We start from the raw sequence: 17,593 nt of genomic DNA, 5'->3' as shown, positions 1-17,593 counted from the left end.
CGGCCAAAAGCCGGGTTAGACTCCCTGGCCCTGCCCAACCCCTGAAGTAGATGCCTGCCGATGCTTGAACACTACGTCAAAAAGATCCTCACCTCGCGCGTTTACGACGTTGCCGTAGAAACACCCCTGCAGACTGCCCGCCAGCTTTCCGAGCGGCTGGGCAACCAGATTTGGCTCAAGCGCGAAGACTTGCAGCCGGTGTTCTCGTTCAAGATTCGCGGCGCCTACAACAAGCTGTGCCAGCTCAGCGCAGAGGAGCGCGCACGCGGCGTAGTCACCGCCTCGGCGGGCAACCATGCCCAGGGCCTGGCCCTGGCGGCCAAGGTGCTGGGGGTCAAGGCAACGATCGTGATGCCCAAGACCACCCCGGAAATCAAGGTCGAAGGCGTGCGCTCGCGCGGCGGCAAGGTGGTGCTGCACGGTGATTCTTTCCCGGAAGCCCTGGCCTATTCGCTGAAGCTGGTCGATGAAAAAGGCTACGTCTACATTCACCCTTATGATGATCCGCACACCATTGCCGGGCAGGGCACCGTGGCGATGGAGATCCTGCGCCAGCATCCAGGGCCGTTGGACGCGATCTTCGTGCCGGTGGGCGGCGGCGGGCTGATCGCCGGGATTGCGGCGTATGTGAAATACCTGCGCCCGGACATCAAGATCATCGGCGTCGAGCCGGACGACTCCAACTGCCTGCAAGCGGCGATGGCGGCGGGTGAGCGCGTGGTGCTGCCGACCGTGGGTATCTTCGCCGATGGCGTGGCGGTGGCGCAGATCGGCCAGCACACCTTCGACATCTGCAAAGACTATGTGGATGAAGTGATCACCGTCAGCACCGATGAAATCTGTGCGGCAATCAAGGATATCTACGACGACACGCGCTCGATCACCGAGCCGGCAGGCGCATTGGGCGTGGCCGGGATCAAGAAGTATGTCGAGACCCGTGGCGTCAGCGGCCAGACCTTTGTTGCCATCGACTCCGGCGCCAACGTCAACTTTGACCGCTTGCGCCATGTGGCCGAACGCGCCGAACTGGGTGAAGGCCGCGAAGCCATCATCGCCGTGACCATTCCCGAGAAACCGGGCAGCTTCAAGGCATTCTGCGAGGCAGTGGGCAAGCGCCAGATCACCGAATTCAACTACCGCTATCACACCGGCAGCGAGGCGCACATCTTCGTCGGCGTGCAGACCCACCCGGAAAACGACCCGCGCAGCGCATTGATCGCCAGCCTCACCGACCAGGGTTTCCCGGTGCTGGACCTGACCGAAAACGAATTGGCCAAATTGCACATCCGCCATATGGTCGGCGGGCATGCGGCCAAGGTCAGTGACGAGCTGGTGTTTCGTTTTGAATTTCCGGAACGGCCGGGGGCGTTGTTCAACTTTCTTAACAAACTGGGCGGGCGCTGGAATATCTCGATGTTCCACTACCGCAACCACGGTGCGGCTGACGGCCGGGTGGTCGCCGGCCTGCAAGTACCGGCGGACGAGCGCCACCTGGTCCCGGCCGCCCTCGCCGAGATCGGCTACCCGTATTGGGATGAAAGCGAAAACCCGGCCTACCAGTTGTTCCTCGGTTGAGCGACTACGCTGACTGAGCGGCCTTCAAGGAATCGAGACTATGGAAACGCTGACCACCCTCAAGGTTATTCACATCGCCGCCACCGTGTTGCTGCTGCTCAGCGGCCTGGGTCTGGCAGTACTGGCCTGGCGCAAGCGCAGCGCCGGGCCGGCGATGATCGTGCAACGCCCGTGGGCGTTCGTCTGGCTGCTGATGGGCATTTGTTTGGTGAGCATGCCGTTCACCGGCTGGTGGATGGTGCACCTGGTCGGCTGGCCGCTGGGGCAAACCTGGATCCTGGGTTCCAGCATTCTGTATACCGTGGCAGCGCTGGCCTGGTTCTGGCTGGTGGCGCGGCTCAATCGGCTGCGTAAAGGCGAGGGCGGTAGCCTGAATTTCACCTTGGTGCTGGCGGCGGTCAGTTTGGTGGGGTTTGTGGCGATTGCCGGGCTGATGGGGGCCAAACCCGTGTAGGAGCGAGCTTGCTCGCGAAGAACGTCAACGATGACGCGGGTATCCTGGATGCACGCGGCGCTCTCAGGTTTTTCGCGAGCAAGCTCGCTCCTACAGGGGTGGGGGGTCAGCTGCGCAGCGTAATCACCGGCCAGCCGCGCCGTTCAGCCTCAGCACGAAGATTGGGGTCTGGATCCACCGCCACCGGATGAGTCACCTGCTCCAGCAGCGGCAAATCATTCATCGAGTCGCTATAGAAGTAGCTGTCTTCCAGGGTATACCCGGTCTCTTCCAGCCAACGGTTCAAGCGCGTCACCTTGCCTTCACGAAAGCATGGCACATCGGTGCTGCGCCCGGTGTAGCGGCCATTTTCCATCTCGCATTCGGTGGCAATCAGGGTTTCAACCCCCAGCCGTGCGGCAATCGGCGCGGTGACGAAACGGTTGGTGGCGGTGATGATCACCAGCATGTCGCCGGCGGCGCGGTGCTTGGCCAGCAGTTCCACGGCCTTGGGCAGCATGATCGGCTCGATGCAGTCGCGCATGTAGTCGTTGTGCCATTCGTCCAACTGAGCCATCTCGGTGCGGCCGAGGATTTCCAGGCAGAAGTTCAGGTAAGCGGCGTTGTCCAGCTTGCCGGCCAGGTAGTCCTGATAGAACGCGTCGTTACGCGCCTTGTAAGCTACCGGGTCGAGAATCCTGCGTTCACACAGGTAATCACCCCAGGCGTGATCGCTGTCACCGCCCAGGAGCGTGTTGTCCAAGTCGAATAAAGCCAGGCGCATTGCGGTTACTCGCTGAAAAGTCTGTAAAAAGGCGTCCAGAATACGGTCTTTTCACAAGAGTGCACATAAGGTAAGAAGCCTCGTTGCCGCTGGATGAACCTTTGTGGAACAATGCGGCGACATGCGTTTGCGAGGTTGTTGCCGTGATCGACCCCGATGGTTTCCGTCCTAATGTCGGGATTATTCTTACGAATGATGCCGGACAGGTGCTATGGGCTCGCCGAATCAACCAAGATGCCTGGCAGTTTCCTCAAGGTGGGATCAACCCCGACGAAACCCCTGAAGACGCCTTGTACCGTGAGTTGAACGAAGAAGTCGGCCTTGAGCGCGAAGATGTGCAGATTCTGGCCTGCACCCGGGGCTGGTTGCGCTATCGTTTGCCGCAACGCCTGGTGCGTACCCACAGCCAACCGCTGTGTATCGGCCAGAAGCAGAAATGGTTTCTCCTGCGCCTGATCTCCAATGAGCAGCGGGTGCGGATGGATTTGACCGGTAAACCGGAGTTCGATGGCTGGCGCTGGGTCAGTTATTGGTATCCGCTGGGCCAGGTGGTGACATTCAAGCGCGAGGTTTATCGTCGCGCTCTCAAAGAGCTTGCCCCGCGCCTTTTAGCGCGCGACTGACGACGGAGTTCGACCCCGAGCCATGCTCAATACGCTGCGCAAGATCGTCCAGGAAGTTAACTCCGCCAAGGATCTCAAGGCGGCGTTGGGGATTATTGTGTTGCGCGTCAAGGAAGCCATGGGCAGCCAGGTCTGCTCGGTTTACCTGCTGGACCCCGAGACCAATCGTTTTGTGCTGATGGCCACCGAGGGCTTGAACAAGCGCTCCATCGGCAAAGTCAGCATGGCGCCCAATGAAGGTCTGGTGGGCCTGGTGGGGACGCGTGAAGAACCCCTGAACCTTGAAAACGCGGCCGATCACCCGCGTTATCGCTACTTTGCCGAAACCGGCGAAGAGCGCTACGCCTCGTTTCTCGGCGCGCCGATCATTCACCACCGCCGCGTCGTCGGCGTGCTGGTCATCCAACAGAAAGAACGCCGCCAGTTCGACGAAGGTGAAGAAGCCTTCCTGGTGACCATGAGCGCGCAGCTGGCCGGGGTTATCGCCCACGCCGAAGCTACGGGCTCGATTCGCGGCCTGGGTCGCCAGGGCAAGGGCATCCAGGAGGCCAAGTTCGTCGGCGTGCCGGGTTCGCCGGGGGCCGCCGTCGGTACGGCGGTGGTCATGCTGCCACCGGCCGACCTCGATGTGGTGCCGGACAAGACCGTTCACGACATCGACGCTGAAATCAAACTGTTCAAGACCGCCCTGGAAGGCGTGCGCGCCGACATGCGCAACCTGTCGACCAAGCTGGCCACCCAGTTGCGCCCGGAAGAGCGTGCGCTGTTCGACGTGTACCAGATGATGCTCGACGACGCGTCCTTGGGTAATGAAGTCAAGACCGTGATCAAGACCGGCCAGTGGGCCCAGGGCGCGCTGCGCCAGGTGGTCACCGATCACGTCAACCGTTTCGAATTGATGGACGACGCCTACCTGCGCGAGCGTGCCTCGGATGTGCGCGACCTCGGTCGCCGTCTGCTGGCCTACCTGCAGGAAGACCGCACCACCAATCTGGTCTACCCCGACAACACCATCCTGATCAGCGAAGAGCTGACCGCCACCATGCTCGGCGAAGTGCCTGAGGGCAAATTGGTCGGCCTGGTTTCGGTATTGGGCTCGGGTAACTCCCACGTTGCGATCCTGGCTCGCGCCATGGGCATTCCGACGGTGATGGGCCTGGTGGACCTGCCGTATTCCAAGGTGGATGGCATCGACATGATCGTCGATGGCCATCGCGGCGAAGTCTTTACCAACCCCAGCGAATTGCTGCGCAAGCAATACGCCGAAGTGGTCGAGGAAGAGAAACAACTGGCGCTGGGCCTCGACTCGTTGCGCGAATTGCCGTGCGTGACCCTCGACGGCCATCGCGTGCCGCTGCTGGTGAACACCGGCCTGCTGGCCGATGTGGCGCGGGCGCAACAGCGCGGCGCTGAAGGGGTGGGGCTGTACCGCACCGAAGTGCCGTTCATGATCAACCAGCGTTTCCCAAGTGAGAAGGAGCAGCTGGCGATTTATCGCGAGCAACTGCAGGCCTTCCACCCGTTGCCGGTGACCATGCGCAGCCTGGATATCGGCGGCGACAAGTCACTGTCGTATTTCCCGATCAAGGAAGACAACCCCTTCCTCGGCTGGCGCGGGATTCGCGTCACCCTCGACCACCCTGAAATTTTCCTGGTGCAGACCCGCGCCATGCTCAAGGCCAGCGAAGGCCTGAATAACTTGCGCATCCTGCTGCCGATGATCTCCGGCACCCACGAGCTGGAAGAAGCCCTGCACCTGATCCACCGGGCCTGGGGCGAAGTGCGCGACGAAGGCGCCGACGTGCCGATGCCGCCGATTGGCGTGATGATCGAAATCCCGGCAGCGGTGTACCAGGCCAAGGAACTGGCGCGGCAGGTGGACTTCCTGTCGGTAGGCTCCAACGACCTGACCCAATACCTGCTCGCCGTGGACCGCAACAACCCACGGGTAGCCGACCTGTACGACTACCTGCACCCGGCCGTGCTGCAAGCGCTGCAGCACGTAGTGCGCGACGCCCATGCCGAAGGCAAACCGGTGAGTATCTGCGGTGAAATGGCCGGCGACCCGGCAGCGGCGGTGCTGTTGATGGCGATGGGCTTTGACAGCCTGTCGATGAACGCCACCAACTTGCCCAAAGTGAAGTGGATGCTGCGCCAGGTTGAATTGAGCATGGCCAAGGATTTGCTGGCCGAGCTGATGACCATCGACAACCCGCAAGTTATCCACAGCTCGCTGCAATTGGCGCTGAAGAACCTGGGGTTGACGCGGATGATCAACCCGGCTTCTGCAAAAACCCTCTGACGCCTGGCGCCAATCAAAATGTGGGAGGGGGCTTGCTCCCGATAGCGGTGTATCAGTACCAGATATTCTGACTGACATACTGCAATCGGGGGCAAGCCCCCTCCCACATTTAAAGATTGAGCTCGACCTCGCCGAGTCGCCCACCCTGCGGCCCGAAACTGCGCTCCACCATCCGCCGCGTGCCGTCGGCATTCACGATCAACGCCGTGCTCGCCCGTGTCCCGTAGCTGGGGCTGGCAATAAACACACTCGACAGCAAACTCTCCGTCGCCAAGCCGACGCCGGTATCCGGCAGTTCAGCAAACGGTGCGGTCTGCGGGTCGCTCAAAATTCCCAGCAACGCGTCCGGCTGCGGATCGTCGAGGATTTCAACGAGTGCCGCCTTGGCCTTGAGCAGCTTCGGCCAGGGCGTATCCAAACCGGCATTGGATAAACCGTACACGCCCGCCTCCAACCGCGTCGGCTCGGTCTCGTTGGCGTTGTAGTGCCAAAGCTCATCCCGCGTGCCCACTAATAGATTAAACCCGGCATATTCAATCGAACGACCGTTAACTTCCGCCAAATAATCGTCAATCGGCAGCGAACCACTGAGAAAGCGCGCCACCAGCTCACCACGGGACTTGCGTGACGGCGGCTGGTGCGGGTCGCGGATATTGGTGAGCGCAGCAAAACGCCCGTCGGCGTTCACCCCCAGCCAAGTGCCGCCCGCTTCCTGATCGCGGCCGGCGTAGACCTGTGGTGCATCCGGCCATTGAGCCAGCGGCAGGCTGGGCCGGGCGTAGAATTCATCACGGTTGGCCGCGACGATCAGCGGTTGGGCATGGCCCGGCCGCCAGGCAAAAACAATCAGGCACATCGGGCGATCCCTTGTGTGTTTTTTCCTCACTCTACCCACAGAACCGCAGGCGTTCCATCGTAACGAAGTTGGGCCGCGCACCTTCCATCCGTTAACATGCCGGGCTGTTTGGTGTGTATGTGAACTTCTTAATTTGATCTCGCAGCTGTAACGCAGGCTTAATCGCGCATCGGCATGGTCCGGTGCGTCATGACTAAATGTTTTAACGAGGAGTCGCAATGCTGCCTTACCCGCAGATCGACCCGGTGGCCCTGGCCATCGGTCCGCTGAAAATCCATTGGTATGGGTTGATGTACCTGATCGGCATCGGCGGTGCCTGGCTGCTGGCGTCCCGGCGCCTGAACCGTTTCGACCCGACCTGGACCAAGGAGAAACTCTCCGACATGGTGTTCTGGTTGTCGATGGGGGTCATTGTCGGTGGGCGACTCGGGTATGTGCTGTTCTACGATCTGTCGGCCTACATCGCCAACCCGACGCTGATCTTTGAGGTGTGGAAGGGCGGCATGGCGTTCCACGGCGGGTTTATCGGCGTGATGATCGCCGCCTGGTGGTTTGGCCGGCGCAACGGCAAGTCGTTTTTCCAGCTGATGGACTTCGTCGCGCCGCTGGTGCCGATTGGCCTGGGCGCTGGGCGTATCGGTAACTTCATCAACGCCGAGCTGTGGGGCAAGCCGACCGATGTGCCGTGGGCCATGGTGTTCCCGCCGTTCAGCGACCCGGCGCAACTGCCGCGCCATCCGTCGCAGCTGTACCAGTTCGCTCTGGAAGGTGTGGCATTGTTCCTCATCCTGTACATCTTCTCGCGCAAGCCACGCCCAACCATGGCCGTGTCGGGGATGTTCGCGCTGTTCTACGGGATCTTCCGCTTCATCGTCGAGTTCGTGCGCGTACCGGATGCGCAATTGGGCTACCTGGCGTGGGGCTGGCTGACCATGGGGCAGGTGCTCAGCATCCCGATGATCCTGGTCGGCCTGGGCCTGCTGTGGTGGGCTTACAACCGCCCACAAGGCATCAAGAGCACCGCGCTTTAAATTCGAACGCCGAGGCGTGCGCGCCTCGGCTTCAACGCTACGGGTACCCACATGAAGCAATACCTCGAACTCCTGCACGACGTCGTGACCAACGGCCTGACCAAGGGCGATCGTACCGGCACCGGCACCAAGGCCGTGTTCGCCCGTCAGTATCGGCATAACCTGGCCGACGGCTTCCCGCTGCTGACCACCAAGAAGCTGCATTTCAAAAGCATCGCCAACGAACTGATCTGGATGTTGAGCGGCAACACCAACATCAAGTGGCTCAACGAAAACGGCGTGCGTATCTGGGATGAATGGGCCACCGAAGACGGCGACCTGGGCCCGGTCTACGGCGAGCAGTGGACTGCCTGGCCGACCAAGGACGGCGGCAAGATCAACCAGATCGACTACATGGTCGAGACGTTGAAGACCAACCCCAACAGCCGTCGCATCCTGTTCCACGGCTGGAACGTCGAATACCTGCCGGACGAAACCAAAAGCCCCCAGGAAAACGCGCGCAACGGCAAGCAGGCCTTGCCACCGTGCCACCTGCTGTACCAGGCCTTTGTGCATGACGGCCATCTGTCGATGCAGTTATACATCCGCAGCTCCGATGTATTTCTCGGCCTGCCCTATAACACGGCCGCCCTGGCGTTGTTGACCCACATGCTGGCCCAGCAGTGCGACCTGATCCCCCACGAGATCATCGTCACCACCGGCGACACCCATGCGTACAGCAACCACATGGAGCAGATCCAGACCCAGCTCGCGCGCACGCCGAAAAAGCTGCCGGAACTGGTGATCAAGCGTAAACCGGCGTCGATCTACGACTACAAGTTCGAAGACTTTGAAATCGTCGGCTACGACGCCGACCCGAGCATCAAGGCTGACGTGGCGATCTAAAGTCTGCCCTGATCTAAATGTGGGAGGGGGCTTGCCCCCGATAGCGGTGGATCAGCCAGCATTTCTATGGCTGACACACCGTAATCGGGGGCAAGCCCCCTCCCACATTTGGTCCGCGTTCACTTAAGTCTAATGCCCGTGGCTTCTGCCCACATGTGACGGCTCGGCCTCGCTGGCCTGCACGCTCCCGCTGACCTCCAAGCGCTGCAAGATCCCGCACTGCGCCCCGCCGCCACAGCGCTGGCGCAGGTCCAGCAATTGCTCCTGCAACGCCAGCAGCCCATCGATCCGCGCTTTCACATGGTGGATATGTTCGTCGATCAACGCATTCACGCTTTCGCATTGATCCTGTGGGCTGTCACGCAGGCTGAGCAGGCTGCGGATTTCTTCCAGGGTCATGTCGAGGCTGCGGCAGTTGCGGATAAAGATCAGCCGCTCGGTGTGCGCCTGGGTGTACACCCGGTAGTTGCCCTCCGTGCGCGCCGGCGGTGGCAGCAGGCTTTCCTTCTCGTAATAACGGATGGTCTCCACCGGGCAGTCGGTCAGTTTGGCCAGTTCGCCGATCTTCATCGCAGCAATCTCCAAATGGGTGCTTGACCCTATAGTGGCTACAGGGTCTTTACTTGGCAACAGGCACTTCTACGGACGCGACAGCATGAGCGATTCCCTCCACACCCCGCATAAGCACGATCACGATCATGATCACGGCGAGCAAACGCTCAAGCCGGTGCATGACCACGGCGGCGGGTGCTGCTCCGGCACCCCGGCGCCTGCAAAAGTACAGCTGAGCGACGCCCCCACCGCCGGCTCGCGCCTGAGCACCTTTCGCATCGAAGCGATGGACTGCCCCACCGAACAAACGCTGATCCAGAACAAACTGGGCAAGCTCGCCGGTGTGCAGCAGCTGGAATTCAACCTGATCAACCGCATCCTCGGCGTCACCCATGACTTGCCGAGCACTGCGCCGATCATCGACGCCATCAAATCCATCGGCATGCAGGCCGACCCGATCGAAGAAGGCACCCCCGCCGCCGCGCCGCCCGCCAAGAAGCACTGGTGGCCGCTGGCAGTCTCGGGCGTGGGGGCATTGGGCGCGGAAGTCCTGCATTTCACTGGTGTGGCGCCGACCTGGGTGGTCGCCCTGGTGGCGCTGGTGTCGATCCTCAGCGGTGGCCTCACCACCTACAAAAAGGGCTGGATTGCCCTGAAAAACCTGAACCTGAACATCAACGCGCTGATGAGTATCGCCGTGACCGGCGCCGTGCTGATTGGCCAATGGCCGGAAGCGGCGATGGTGATGTTCCTGTTCACCGTGGCCGAGTTGATCGAGGCCAAGTCCCTGGACCGTGCGCGCAACGCCATCAGCGGTCTGATGCAAATGACCCCGGAGCAGGCCACGGTGCGTCAGACTGATGGTTCATGGCTGGAACAGGAGGTTAAAAGTATCGATCCTGGCGCCATCGTGCGGGTAAAGCCCGGCGAACGCATCGGCCTGGACGGTGAGGTGACTGCCGGTCAGTCCACTATCGACCAGGCGCCGATCACCGGTGAAAGCCTGCCAATCGAAAAAACCGTGGGCGATAAAGTCTTCGCCGGTACGATCAACCAGGCCGGTTCCCTGGAATACAAGGTGACCGCAGCGGCCAACAATTCCACATTGGCGCGGATCATCCACGCGGTGGAACAGGCCCAGGGCGCCCGGGCGCCGACCCAGCGTTTTGTCGACCGCTTCTCCAAGGTCTATACACCCGCCGTGTTCCTGTTTGCCCTGGGCGTGGCGGTCATACCGCCGCTGTTTATGGCGGGCGTCTGGTTCGACTGGATCTACCGCGCCCTGGTGTTGCTGGTGGTCGCGTGCCCGTGCGCCTTGGTGATTTCCACCCCGGTGACCATTGTCAGCGGCCTTGCGGCGGCGGCGCGCAAAGGCATTCTGATTAAGGGCGGCGTGTACCTGGAGGGCGGTTACAAGCTCAACTACCTCGCCCTGGACAAGACCGGCACCATCACCCACGGCAAGCCGGTGCAAACCGACTACTTGCCGCTGTTCGCCACGGTGCAGGACAGCGCGCCGGCGCTGGCCGCGAGTTTGGCCGGCCGTTCCGACCACCCGGTGTCCCTGGCGATCGCCAACGCGGCGGTGGATAAAAACCTGGTGTCTTACGTTGTGGATAACTTCGCGGCATTGCCCGGTCGTGGCGTGCGCGGAGACATAAACGGCGAAACCTACCACCTGGGCAACCACCGTCTGGTGGAAGACCTCGGGCTGTGCTCGCCGGCCCTGGAAGAGAAACTCTTCGCCCTGGAAAAACAAGGCAAGTCCGTGGTGCTGCTGCTCGACAAGTCGGGTCCGCTGGCCCTGTTCGCCGTAGCCGACACGGTCAAGGACAGCAGCCGCGAAGCCATCCGGCAACTGCACGAACTGGGCGTCAAGACCCTGATGCTCACCGGCGATAACACCCACACCGCCCAGGCGATTGCCGCCCAGGTCGGTATCGACCAGGCCCAGGGCGACCTGCTGCCCACCGATAAGCTGCACGCCATTGAAGCGCTCTACGGCCAGGGCCACCGCGTCGGCATGGTCGGCGACGGCATCAACGACGCCCCGGCCCTGGCACGCGCTGAAATCGGCTTTGCCATGGCCGCCGCGGGCACCGACACCGCCATCGAGACCGCCGATGTCGCGCTGATGGACGATGATCTGCGCAAGATCCCTGCATTCATTCGGCTCTCCCGGCAAACGTCGAGTATCCTCAAGCAGAACATCGCCCTGGCGCTGGTGATCAAGGCCATCTTCCTGGCGGTCACCTTCCTGGGCATGGCGACGATGTGGATGGCGGTGTTCGCCGACATGGGCGTCAGCCTGCTGGTGGTGTTCAATGGCCTGCGCCTGTTGCGCAAATAGACGATGAGAGGGTGGTGTGCTGAGTGCTGAGCTGAAGGCGTTTTTCATGGTCGCCCGCCTGGGCAGCATTACCCAGGCGGCGAAAAAGCTCGGCCTGAGCCAACCTACGGTCACTACCCAGATCCGCAACCTGGAAAGCCACTACGGCGTTGAACTGTTCTACCGTGGCGGCCGCCGCCTGACCGTCAGCGATGAAGGCGCGCGGCTGTTACCGATGGTCAAGGTGCTGTTGCAGCAGGAAGCGGACATCGAGTTTTTCCTGCGCAATAACGGCCAGGTCCAGGGCGCCTTACGGATTGCCGCCACCGCGCCGTACTACATCCTGGACCTGGTCAAAGCCTTTCGCGAACGCCTGCCGCAGGTGGAGGTGTCGGTGGAAATCGGCAATTCCCAGCAGGTGCTCGAAGCGCTGGACGACTACCGCGTCGACGTCGCCGCCTCGTCGCAGTTGGTGGAAGACCCGCGTCTGGTGCGCCGCGTGCTGGGCACCGATCCGCTGGTGGTGGCGGTGCATCGCAACCATCCGCTGGCCAAGCTGGACCATGTGCCATTGACCGCGTTGGCCGGGCATACGCTGTTGATGCGTGAAGTGGGCTCCACCACCCGCCGGCTGACGGAAGACATGCTGCAGGGCGCCGGCGTGAGTTATGGGCCGCTGTTGCAGATCGGCAGCCGTGAATCAATCCGCGAGGCAGTGCTGCGCAATATCGGCATCAGCATCATTGCGCGCCAGGAAGTGCCGCATGATCCGCAACTGCGTGTGCTGACCCTTGAGAATGCGCCGCAGATTGCCGAGTATTTGTATTGCCTCAAGGAAAGAAAAGCCGCACGCCTGCCGGCGGCGTTTCTCGGGTTGGCGCAGGAGATGTCGCCAATCTAGAGGTTAGTGGCGGCCTTGGGGGCCAATCGGGGGCAAGCCCCCTCCCACAGGGGATTTGTGAATACAGTCAAAATGTGGGAGGGGGCTTGCCCCCGATGGCGGTAGACCCGGCACCACATTTCTAAGAATCCTACACAAATCCACCAATACCACTATCACCCCCTTTAGCCTCCCTGCCACACCAACGACGCATTCCCTCCCTAGCATGGCCCTCATCCGTTCGATGAGGTGCCACCATGAACACAGCCCTGACCCAACCCGGCGCGCCGATGAAGGTGCGTGGTATCCAGAAACGCTTCGGCGCCTTTACCGCGTTGGACAACGTGTCCCTGGACGTCGCCGCTGGCGAGCTGGTGTGCCTGCTGGGCCCGTCCGGCTGCGGCAAAACCACGTTGCTGCGCTGCATCGCCGGGCTTGAGCGCCAGGACAGCGGCGAGCTTCACCTGGGTGACCGCGATGTTTCCCGGCTGCCGCCCCAGGCGCGGGACTACGGCATTTTGTTCCAGTCCTACGCGCTGTTTCCCAACCTGACCGTTGAAGCGAACATCGGCTACGGCCTCGCCGGCTGCTGCCGTGATGAGGTGCGCAAGCGTGTCGGGCAAATGCTCGAATTGGTCGGCCTGCTCGGCAGCGAAAAGAAATTTCCCGGCCAGTTGTCCGGGGGCCAGCAGCAACGTGTCGCGCTGGCGCGGGCCCTGGCGCCGGCGCCGTCGTTATTGCTGTTGGATGAACCCATGTCGGCCCTCGACGCGCGGGTGCGCGAGCATCTGTGTACCGAGCTGCGCCAACTCCAGCGCCGCCTGGGCATCACCACGCTGATGGTCACCCACAACCAGGACGAAGCCATGTTGATGGCCGACCGCATCGCGGTCATGCACAACGGCAAGGTCGAGCAGTACGCCACGCCGCAGGAAATCTATGACCGCCCGGCCACGCCGTTCGTGGCGGAGTTCGTCGGCCAGGGCAACTGGCTGCCGTTCAGCCGCAACAGCGCCAGCCATGCCCAGGTCGGTGGGATGAATGTGCGACTGGCCGATGACGCCGGCATCGCCAAGTCCGGCCGGCTGTTCTGCCGCCCGGAAGCGATCAGCGTGAACCCGCCGGTGCATGAGGAAAACCTTTTCCGGGCCAAAGTCCGCGAAATTACGTTCCTGGGCAATCGTTGCCGTATGAGTTTTGAGCTGGAGCAGTTGCCGGGCCACCCGCTGCTGGCCGAGCTGGCGCCGGAAGCCATGCCGCGCCTGGGGGCCCAGGACATTCTGGTGGCCCTGCCGCCGCGCAGCTTGCAGGTGTTTGCCTGAGATGGCCATGGAGACGGCGATGACACTGCCGCGCGAAATTTCTCGAGCTGAAGCGGGCGACCGCCTGTTTGTGGTCGGCGGCAAATTAGTGTGGCTGGGCCTGTTGGTCGTGGCGGTGTTGCTGCCGCTGCTGGCGATTTTCTGGCGTGGCTTCAGCAGCGAAGCCGGGCAGGGCGGCGGGTTGATCGCTGCACGCGAGCTGCTGACCAGCGCCAACTTCCACTGGTTGCTGGGCAATAGCCTGAAAGTTTCCCTGAGCGTCGCGGCCATCGTCGTACCGCTGGCCTATCTGTTTGCCTACGCGCTGCAGCGCACCTTGATCCCCGGCAAGGTGATCTGGCGCGGCGTGTCGCTGCTGCCCTTGATGGCGCCATCGATGTTGCCGGGCATTGCACTGGTGTATCTGTTCGGCAACCAGGGGCTGCTGCGCGGGTTGCTCTCGGACAACATCTACGGCTTCTGGGGCATTGTGCTGGGTGAGGTGATTTACACCTTCCCACACGCCCTGATGATTCTGCTGTCGGCCTTGTCGCTGGCGGATGCGCGCTTGTTCGACGCGGCCTCAAGCATGGGCGCGAGCCCGGCCCGAGCGTTTCGCAGCATTACCTGGCCGGCCACGCGCCAGGCCGTATTCGCGGCGTTCTGCCTGGTGTTCACCCTGACCATCACCGACTTCGGCGTGCCCGTGGTGGTGGGCGGGGACTACCAGGTGCTGGCGCTGGAAGCCTACAAGGCGGTGGTCGGCCAGCAGCAGTTCGGCCGCGGTGCGTTGATCGGCATGGTGCTGCTGTTGCCGGCGCTGTTCAGCTTTGGTGTGGATGCGTGGTTGCGGCGCCGTCACGGCGACGCCATGAGCGGGCGTGCCCAGGTATTTCAACCACTGCCGTCGCGTTCCAGGGACGGCTGCTACCTGGCTATCGTGCTGCTGATCTGCGCGGCGCTGCTGCTGGTGTTCGGCATGGCGGTGTATTCCTCGCTGGTCAAGTTCTGGCCCTACAACCTGTCGCTGTCCTTGAACCACTACCAGTTCGAAGACACTGCCGGCGGCGGCTGGCTGGCCTATCGCAACAGCCTGACCATGGCGCTGTGCACGGCGTTGATCGGCAGTGCGCTGATCTTCACTGGCGCCTACCTGATGGAAAAAACCAAGGGCCAACAGGGCCTGAACCTGGCCCTGCGCCTGCTCAGCTTTGTGCCGATGGCCGTACCGGGCCTGGTGCTGGGCCTGGGCTACGTGTTCTTTTTCAACCTCAGCGGCAACCCGTTGCATGTGTTCTACGGCAGCATGGTGCTGCTGGTGGTGTGCACCATTGCTCACTATCTGACCACTGCGCAGATGACCGCCACCACCGCGCTGCGCCAGCTGGACGTGGAATTCGAAGCCGCCGCGTTGTCCCTCAAGGCGCCGCTCTACCGCCATTACTTGAAAGTGACGGTGCCGATCTGCCTGCCGGCGCTGCTGGATATTCTGCGTTACCTGTTCGTGTCGGCGATGACCACCGTCTCCGCTGCGATCTTTCTCTACAGCCCCGACACCATCCTCGCCGCCGTCGCCGTCTTGAACATGGACGACGCCGGCAATGTGGGCGGCGCGGCGGCCATGTCGACCCTGATCCTGTTCACCTCAGGCAGCGTCTCGCTGCTGCTGGCGTGGGCCTCACGTGGCGCCTTGCGCCGCTCCCAAGCCTGGCGCCAGACCGCGCCCGGGCAATGATCCTTCAAAGGAGGTATTCGATGTTCAAGCCACTGGCGCTGGTCGCTGCCGTACTCACCGCATTCAGCCTGAATGCCTTCGCCAACACCGAGTTGACCGTGTACACGGCCCTTGAAGCCGAGCAGTTGAAGACCTACAAAAAGGCCTTCGAGCAGGCCAACCCGGATATCCAGATCAAGTGGGTGCGCGACTCCACCGGCATCATCACCGCCAAGCTGTTGGCTGAAAAGGACCGCCCGCAGGCCGACGTGGTGTGGGGCCTGGCCGCCTCCAGCCTGGCGATCCTCGATCAACAAGGCATGCTTGATCGTTACGCGCCGAAGGACCTGGACAAGATCGGCAAAAACTACCGCGACGCCGCCAACCCACCGGCCTGGGTCGGTATGGATGTGTGGGCGGCGACCATTTGCTTCAATACCGTCGAAGCCGAGAAACAGGGCCTGAGCAAACCGGTGAGTTGGCAGGACCTGACCAAGCCTGAGTACAAGGGCAAGATCGTGATGCCCAACCCGGCGTCCTCCGGTACCGGCTTTCTGGACGTGAGCGCCTGGTTGCAAACCTTTGGTGAGCAGCAGGGCTGGCAGTACATGGACGAGCTGCACCAGAACATCGGCCAGTACGTTCACTCCGGCTCCAAGCCGTGCAAGCTGGCGGCGTCCGGGGAGTTTCCGATTGGTATTTCGTTCGAATACCCGGCTGTGCAACTCAAGCGCCAGGGGGCGCCGCTGGACATCATCCTGCCGAAGGAAGGCCTGGGCTGGGAAATCGAGGCGACGGCGGTGATCAAGGGCACGGCCCACGCCGATGCGGCCAGGAAACTCGCGGACTTCTCCGCCAGCCCGGCGGCGATGGAGCTGTACAAGGACAACTTCGCGGTGCTGGCCCAGCCAGGGATTGCCAAGCCACAGACCGAATTGCCCGCCGATTACGAGCAGCGGTTGATCAAGAACGACTTTGCCTGGGCCTCGAAGAACCGCGACAGCATCCTGGCTGAGTGGCGCAAGCGTTATGACGGCAAGTCGGAGAAGGTGGCGGGGCAGTAGGCTTTTCGTTTGGGCTGATGGCCTCATCGGGAGCAAGCCCCCTCCCACATTTGACTGTGTTCACCGATCAACCTGTGGGAGGGGGCTTGCTCCCGATAGCGGTCTCAAAGACAGGACATCACTAAATGACACACCACAGCGATCTGCTGATCGTCGGCGCCGGCATCCTCGGCCTCTCTCACGCCTACGCCGCTGCCAGGCGCGGGCTTAAGGTCAAGGTTTTCGAACGCAGCGCCACCCCGCTGGGCGCCTCGGTGCGCAACTTCGGCCAGGCGCTGGTCACCGGCCAACCGCCGGGGCCGATGCTCGACCTGGCGCGGCAAAGCCGCGATATCTGGGCACACTGGGCGCAGGTCGCCGGCTTTCAGCTCAAGCGCAATGGCTCCTACCTGTTCGCCCGGACCGAAGCCGAAGAGCACCTGCTCGAAGCCTTCTGCGCCGGGCGTGCCCGCGAGCACGGCTACAACGTGGCGTTGCTGCAAGGCGCGGCGTTGAACGACCTGTACGGCGGCCAGTTCCGCCATCACCGCGCCGCGCTGCATGGCAAGGACGATCAGCAACTATATTCGCGCGAAGCGATCCCGGCGCTGATCAATTACCTGGCCCAGGAACTGAACGTGGAGTTTCACTTTTCGACCCTGGTGCGCGACGTCGAGCCGGGCCAGTTGCACAGCACGGCGGGGTGTTTTCGCGGCGAGCAGATCATTGTGTGTTCCGGGCACGACTACCAGACCCTGCTGGCCGAATCGATTGCCCCGCTCAATCCACAGGTGTGCCGCCTGCAAATGCTACGTGCACGGCCGGCGCTTGAGCTGAACCTGCAACACGCCGTGTTGACCGGCCCCAGTTGCGTGCATTACGGCGCGTTCGCCGACTTGCCGCAAGCTGCGCCGGTGCAGGCGCAGATCCTGCGCGAAGCACCGCACCTGCACGAGCACGGCATTCACCTGCTGATCAGCCCTACGCCCCATGGCGACCTGATCATCGGCGATTCCCATGATTACGGCAGCGATGCATCGCCGTTCAACGCCGAGCAGGTCGATGACTGGCTGATCGAGCTGGCCGAGCAGACCCTGGGCTGCACACTCCAGGTGCTGGAGCGTTGGCAGGGTGTATATGGCTCGCGTGGGCCCGCGCCGTTTTCGTTTGTGCAGGCGGCTGCCGGCATCAGCATTGCGCTGATGCATACCGGTGTGGGCATGAGTGTGGGGCCGGCGATGGCCGAGAGAAATATCACGGCACTGTGGGGGCCGGCGTGCTAATG

General features: G+C 62.3%; 15 protein-coding genes and 1 pseudogene. 13 read left to right on the top strand and 3 right to left on the bottom strand.

Annotated elements, in window-relative coordinates:
• Nucleotides 1–60 precede the first annotated feature (60 nt).
• From ilvA to C4J92_RS27295, 3 genes and pseudogenes are all read left to right on the top strand, one after another.
• A complete protein-coding gene (ilvA, locus tag C4J92_RS25300) occupies nucleotides 61–1,575 on the top strand; it encodes a threonine ammonia-lyase, biosynthetic (RefSeq protein ID WP_124405587.1) in 1,515 nt (504 codons plus the stop codon).
• A 40-nt stretch (nucleotides 1,576–1,615) separates the two neighbouring features.
• Complete coding sequence (locus C4J92_RS25295) at nucleotides 1,616–2,029, top strand: DUF2269 family protein (protein ID WP_124405586.1); 414 nt, start codon at nucleotides 1,616–1,618, stop codon at nucleotides 2,027–2,029.
• Between the two features lie 8 nt (nucleotides 2,030–2,037).
• Nucleotides 2,038–2,124, top strand: a pseudogene (locus tag C4J92_RS27295) (outer membrane lipoprotein carrier protein LolA); the annotation flags it as partial.
• Nucleotides 2,125–2,135: 11 nt separating this feature from the next.
• On the opposite strand, the gene C4J92_RS25285 reads toward C4J92_RS27295, so the two are convergent.
• A complete protein-coding gene (locus tag C4J92_RS25285; protein ID WP_124405584.1) occupies nucleotides 2,136–2,792 on the bottom strand; it encodes an HAD family phosphatase in 657 nt (218 codons plus the stop codon).
• Between the two features lie 143 nt (nucleotides 2,793–2,935).
• On the opposite strand from C4J92_RS25285, the gene C4J92_RS25280 reads away from it, so the two are divergent.
• Together C4J92_RS25280 and ptsP are read left to right on the top strand one after the other, a co-directional pair.
• Entirely contained in the window at nucleotides 2,936–3,415 is a 480-nt protein-coding gene (locus C4J92_RS25280; protein ID WP_003176750.1) for an RNA pyrophosphohydrolase, read from the top strand.
• 22 nt (nucleotides 3,416–3,437) lie between these two features.
• Nucleotides 3,438–5,717 (top strand): phosphoenolpyruvate--protein phosphotransferase, encoded by a 2,280-nt coding sequence (ptsP, locus tag C4J92_RS25275; protein WP_124364847.1) that lies wholly within the window; start codon nucleotides 3,438–3,440, stop codon nucleotides 5,715–5,717.
• Between the two features lie 109 nt (nucleotides 5,718–5,826).
• Here ptsP and C4J92_RS25270 read toward each other — a convergent pair whose 3' ends face one another.
• Nucleotides 5,827–6,573 (bottom strand): NRDE family protein, encoded by a 747-nt coding sequence (locus C4J92_RS25270; protein WP_124405583.1) that lies wholly within the window; start codon nucleotides 6,571–6,573, stop codon nucleotides 5,827–5,829.
• Nucleotides 6,574–6,791: 218 nt separating this feature from the next.
• Between C4J92_RS25270 and lgt the strand changes: the two genes are divergently transcribed.
• Both lgt and C4J92_RS25260 read left to right on the top strand, forming a co-directional pair.
• Entirely contained in the window at nucleotides 6,792–7,604 is an 813-nt protein-coding gene (gene lgt / locus C4J92_RS25265) for a prolipoprotein diacylglyceryl transferase (protein ID WP_122542012.1), read from the top strand.
• Between the two features lie 51 nt (nucleotides 7,605–7,655).
• A complete protein-coding gene (locus C4J92_RS25260) occupies nucleotides 7,656–8,489 on the top strand; it encodes a thymidylate synthase (RefSeq protein WP_124364845.1) in 834 nt (277 codons plus the stop codon).
• A 129-nt stretch (nucleotides 8,490–8,618) separates the two neighbouring features.
• Here C4J92_RS25260 and cadR read toward each other — a convergent pair whose 3' ends face one another.
• Nucleotides 8,619–9,059 (bottom strand): Cd(II)/Pb(II)-responsive transcriptional regulator, encoded by a 441-nt coding sequence (gene cadR, locus C4J92_RS25255; RefSeq protein WP_124368727.1) that lies wholly within the window; start codon nucleotides 9,057–9,059, stop codon nucleotides 8,619–8,621.
• A gap of 85 nt (nucleotides 9,060–9,144) precedes the next feature.
• Between cadR and C4J92_RS25250 the strand changes: the two genes are divergently transcribed.
• The 6 genes from C4J92_RS25250 (at nucleotide 9,145) to C4J92_RS25225 (ending at nucleotide 17,591) form a co-directional block, all read left to right on the top strand.
• Entirely contained in the window at nucleotides 9,145–11,391 is a 2,247-nt protein-coding gene (locus C4J92_RS25250) for a heavy metal translocating P-type ATPase (protein WP_124405582.1), read from the top strand.
• 16 nt (nucleotides 11,392–11,407) lie between these two features.
• Nucleotides 11,408–12,271 (top strand): LysR family transcriptional regulator, encoded by an 864-nt coding sequence (locus C4J92_RS25245; RefSeq protein ID WP_124405581.1) that lies wholly within the window; start codon nucleotides 11,408–11,410, stop codon nucleotides 12,269–12,271.
• A 236-nt stretch (nucleotides 12,272–12,507) separates the two neighbouring features.
• The gene (locus C4J92_RS25240; protein WP_124405580.1) at nucleotides 12,508–13,572 is read left to right on the top strand and encodes a putative 2-aminoethylphosphonate ABC transporter ATP-binding protein; all 1,065 of its coding nucleotides are present in this window, start codon (nucleotides 12,508–12,510) and stop codon (nucleotides 13,570–13,572) included.
• 7 nt (nucleotides 13,573–13,579) lie between these two features.
• The gene (locus tag C4J92_RS25235) at nucleotides 13,580–15,286 is read left to right on the top strand and encodes a putative 2-aminoethylphosphonate ABC transporter permease subunit (RefSeq protein ID WP_177413207.1); all 1,707 of its coding nucleotides are present in this window, start codon (nucleotides 13,580–13,582) and stop codon (nucleotides 15,284–15,286) included.
• Nucleotides 15,287–15,306: 20 nt separating this feature from the next.
• Nucleotides 15,307–16,329: a putative 2-aminoethylphosphonate ABC transporter substrate-binding protein gene (locus C4J92_RS25230; RefSeq protein WP_124405578.1), complete on the top strand. Its 1,023-nt coding sequence runs from the start codon at nucleotides 15,307–15,309 to the stop codon at nucleotides 16,327–16,329.
• Between the two features lie 125 nt (nucleotides 16,330–16,454).
• Complete coding sequence (locus tag C4J92_RS25225) at nucleotides 16,455–17,591, top strand: TIGR03364 family FAD-dependent oxidoreductase (protein ID WP_124405577.1); 1,137 nt, start codon at nucleotides 16,455–16,457, stop codon at nucleotides 17,589–17,591.
• Nucleotides 17,592–17,593 lie beyond the last annotated feature (2 nt).

Origin of the sequence: Pseudomonas sp. R3-18-08 (assembly GCF_003852065.1) — a bacterium.
Taxonomy (GTDB): Bacteria; Pseudomonadota; Gammaproteobacteria; order Pseudomonadales; family Pseudomonadaceae; genus Aquipseudomonas.
Note: the sequence above shows the minus strand (reverse complement) of the source record. Positions and strands in the feature narration are given on the sequence as shown.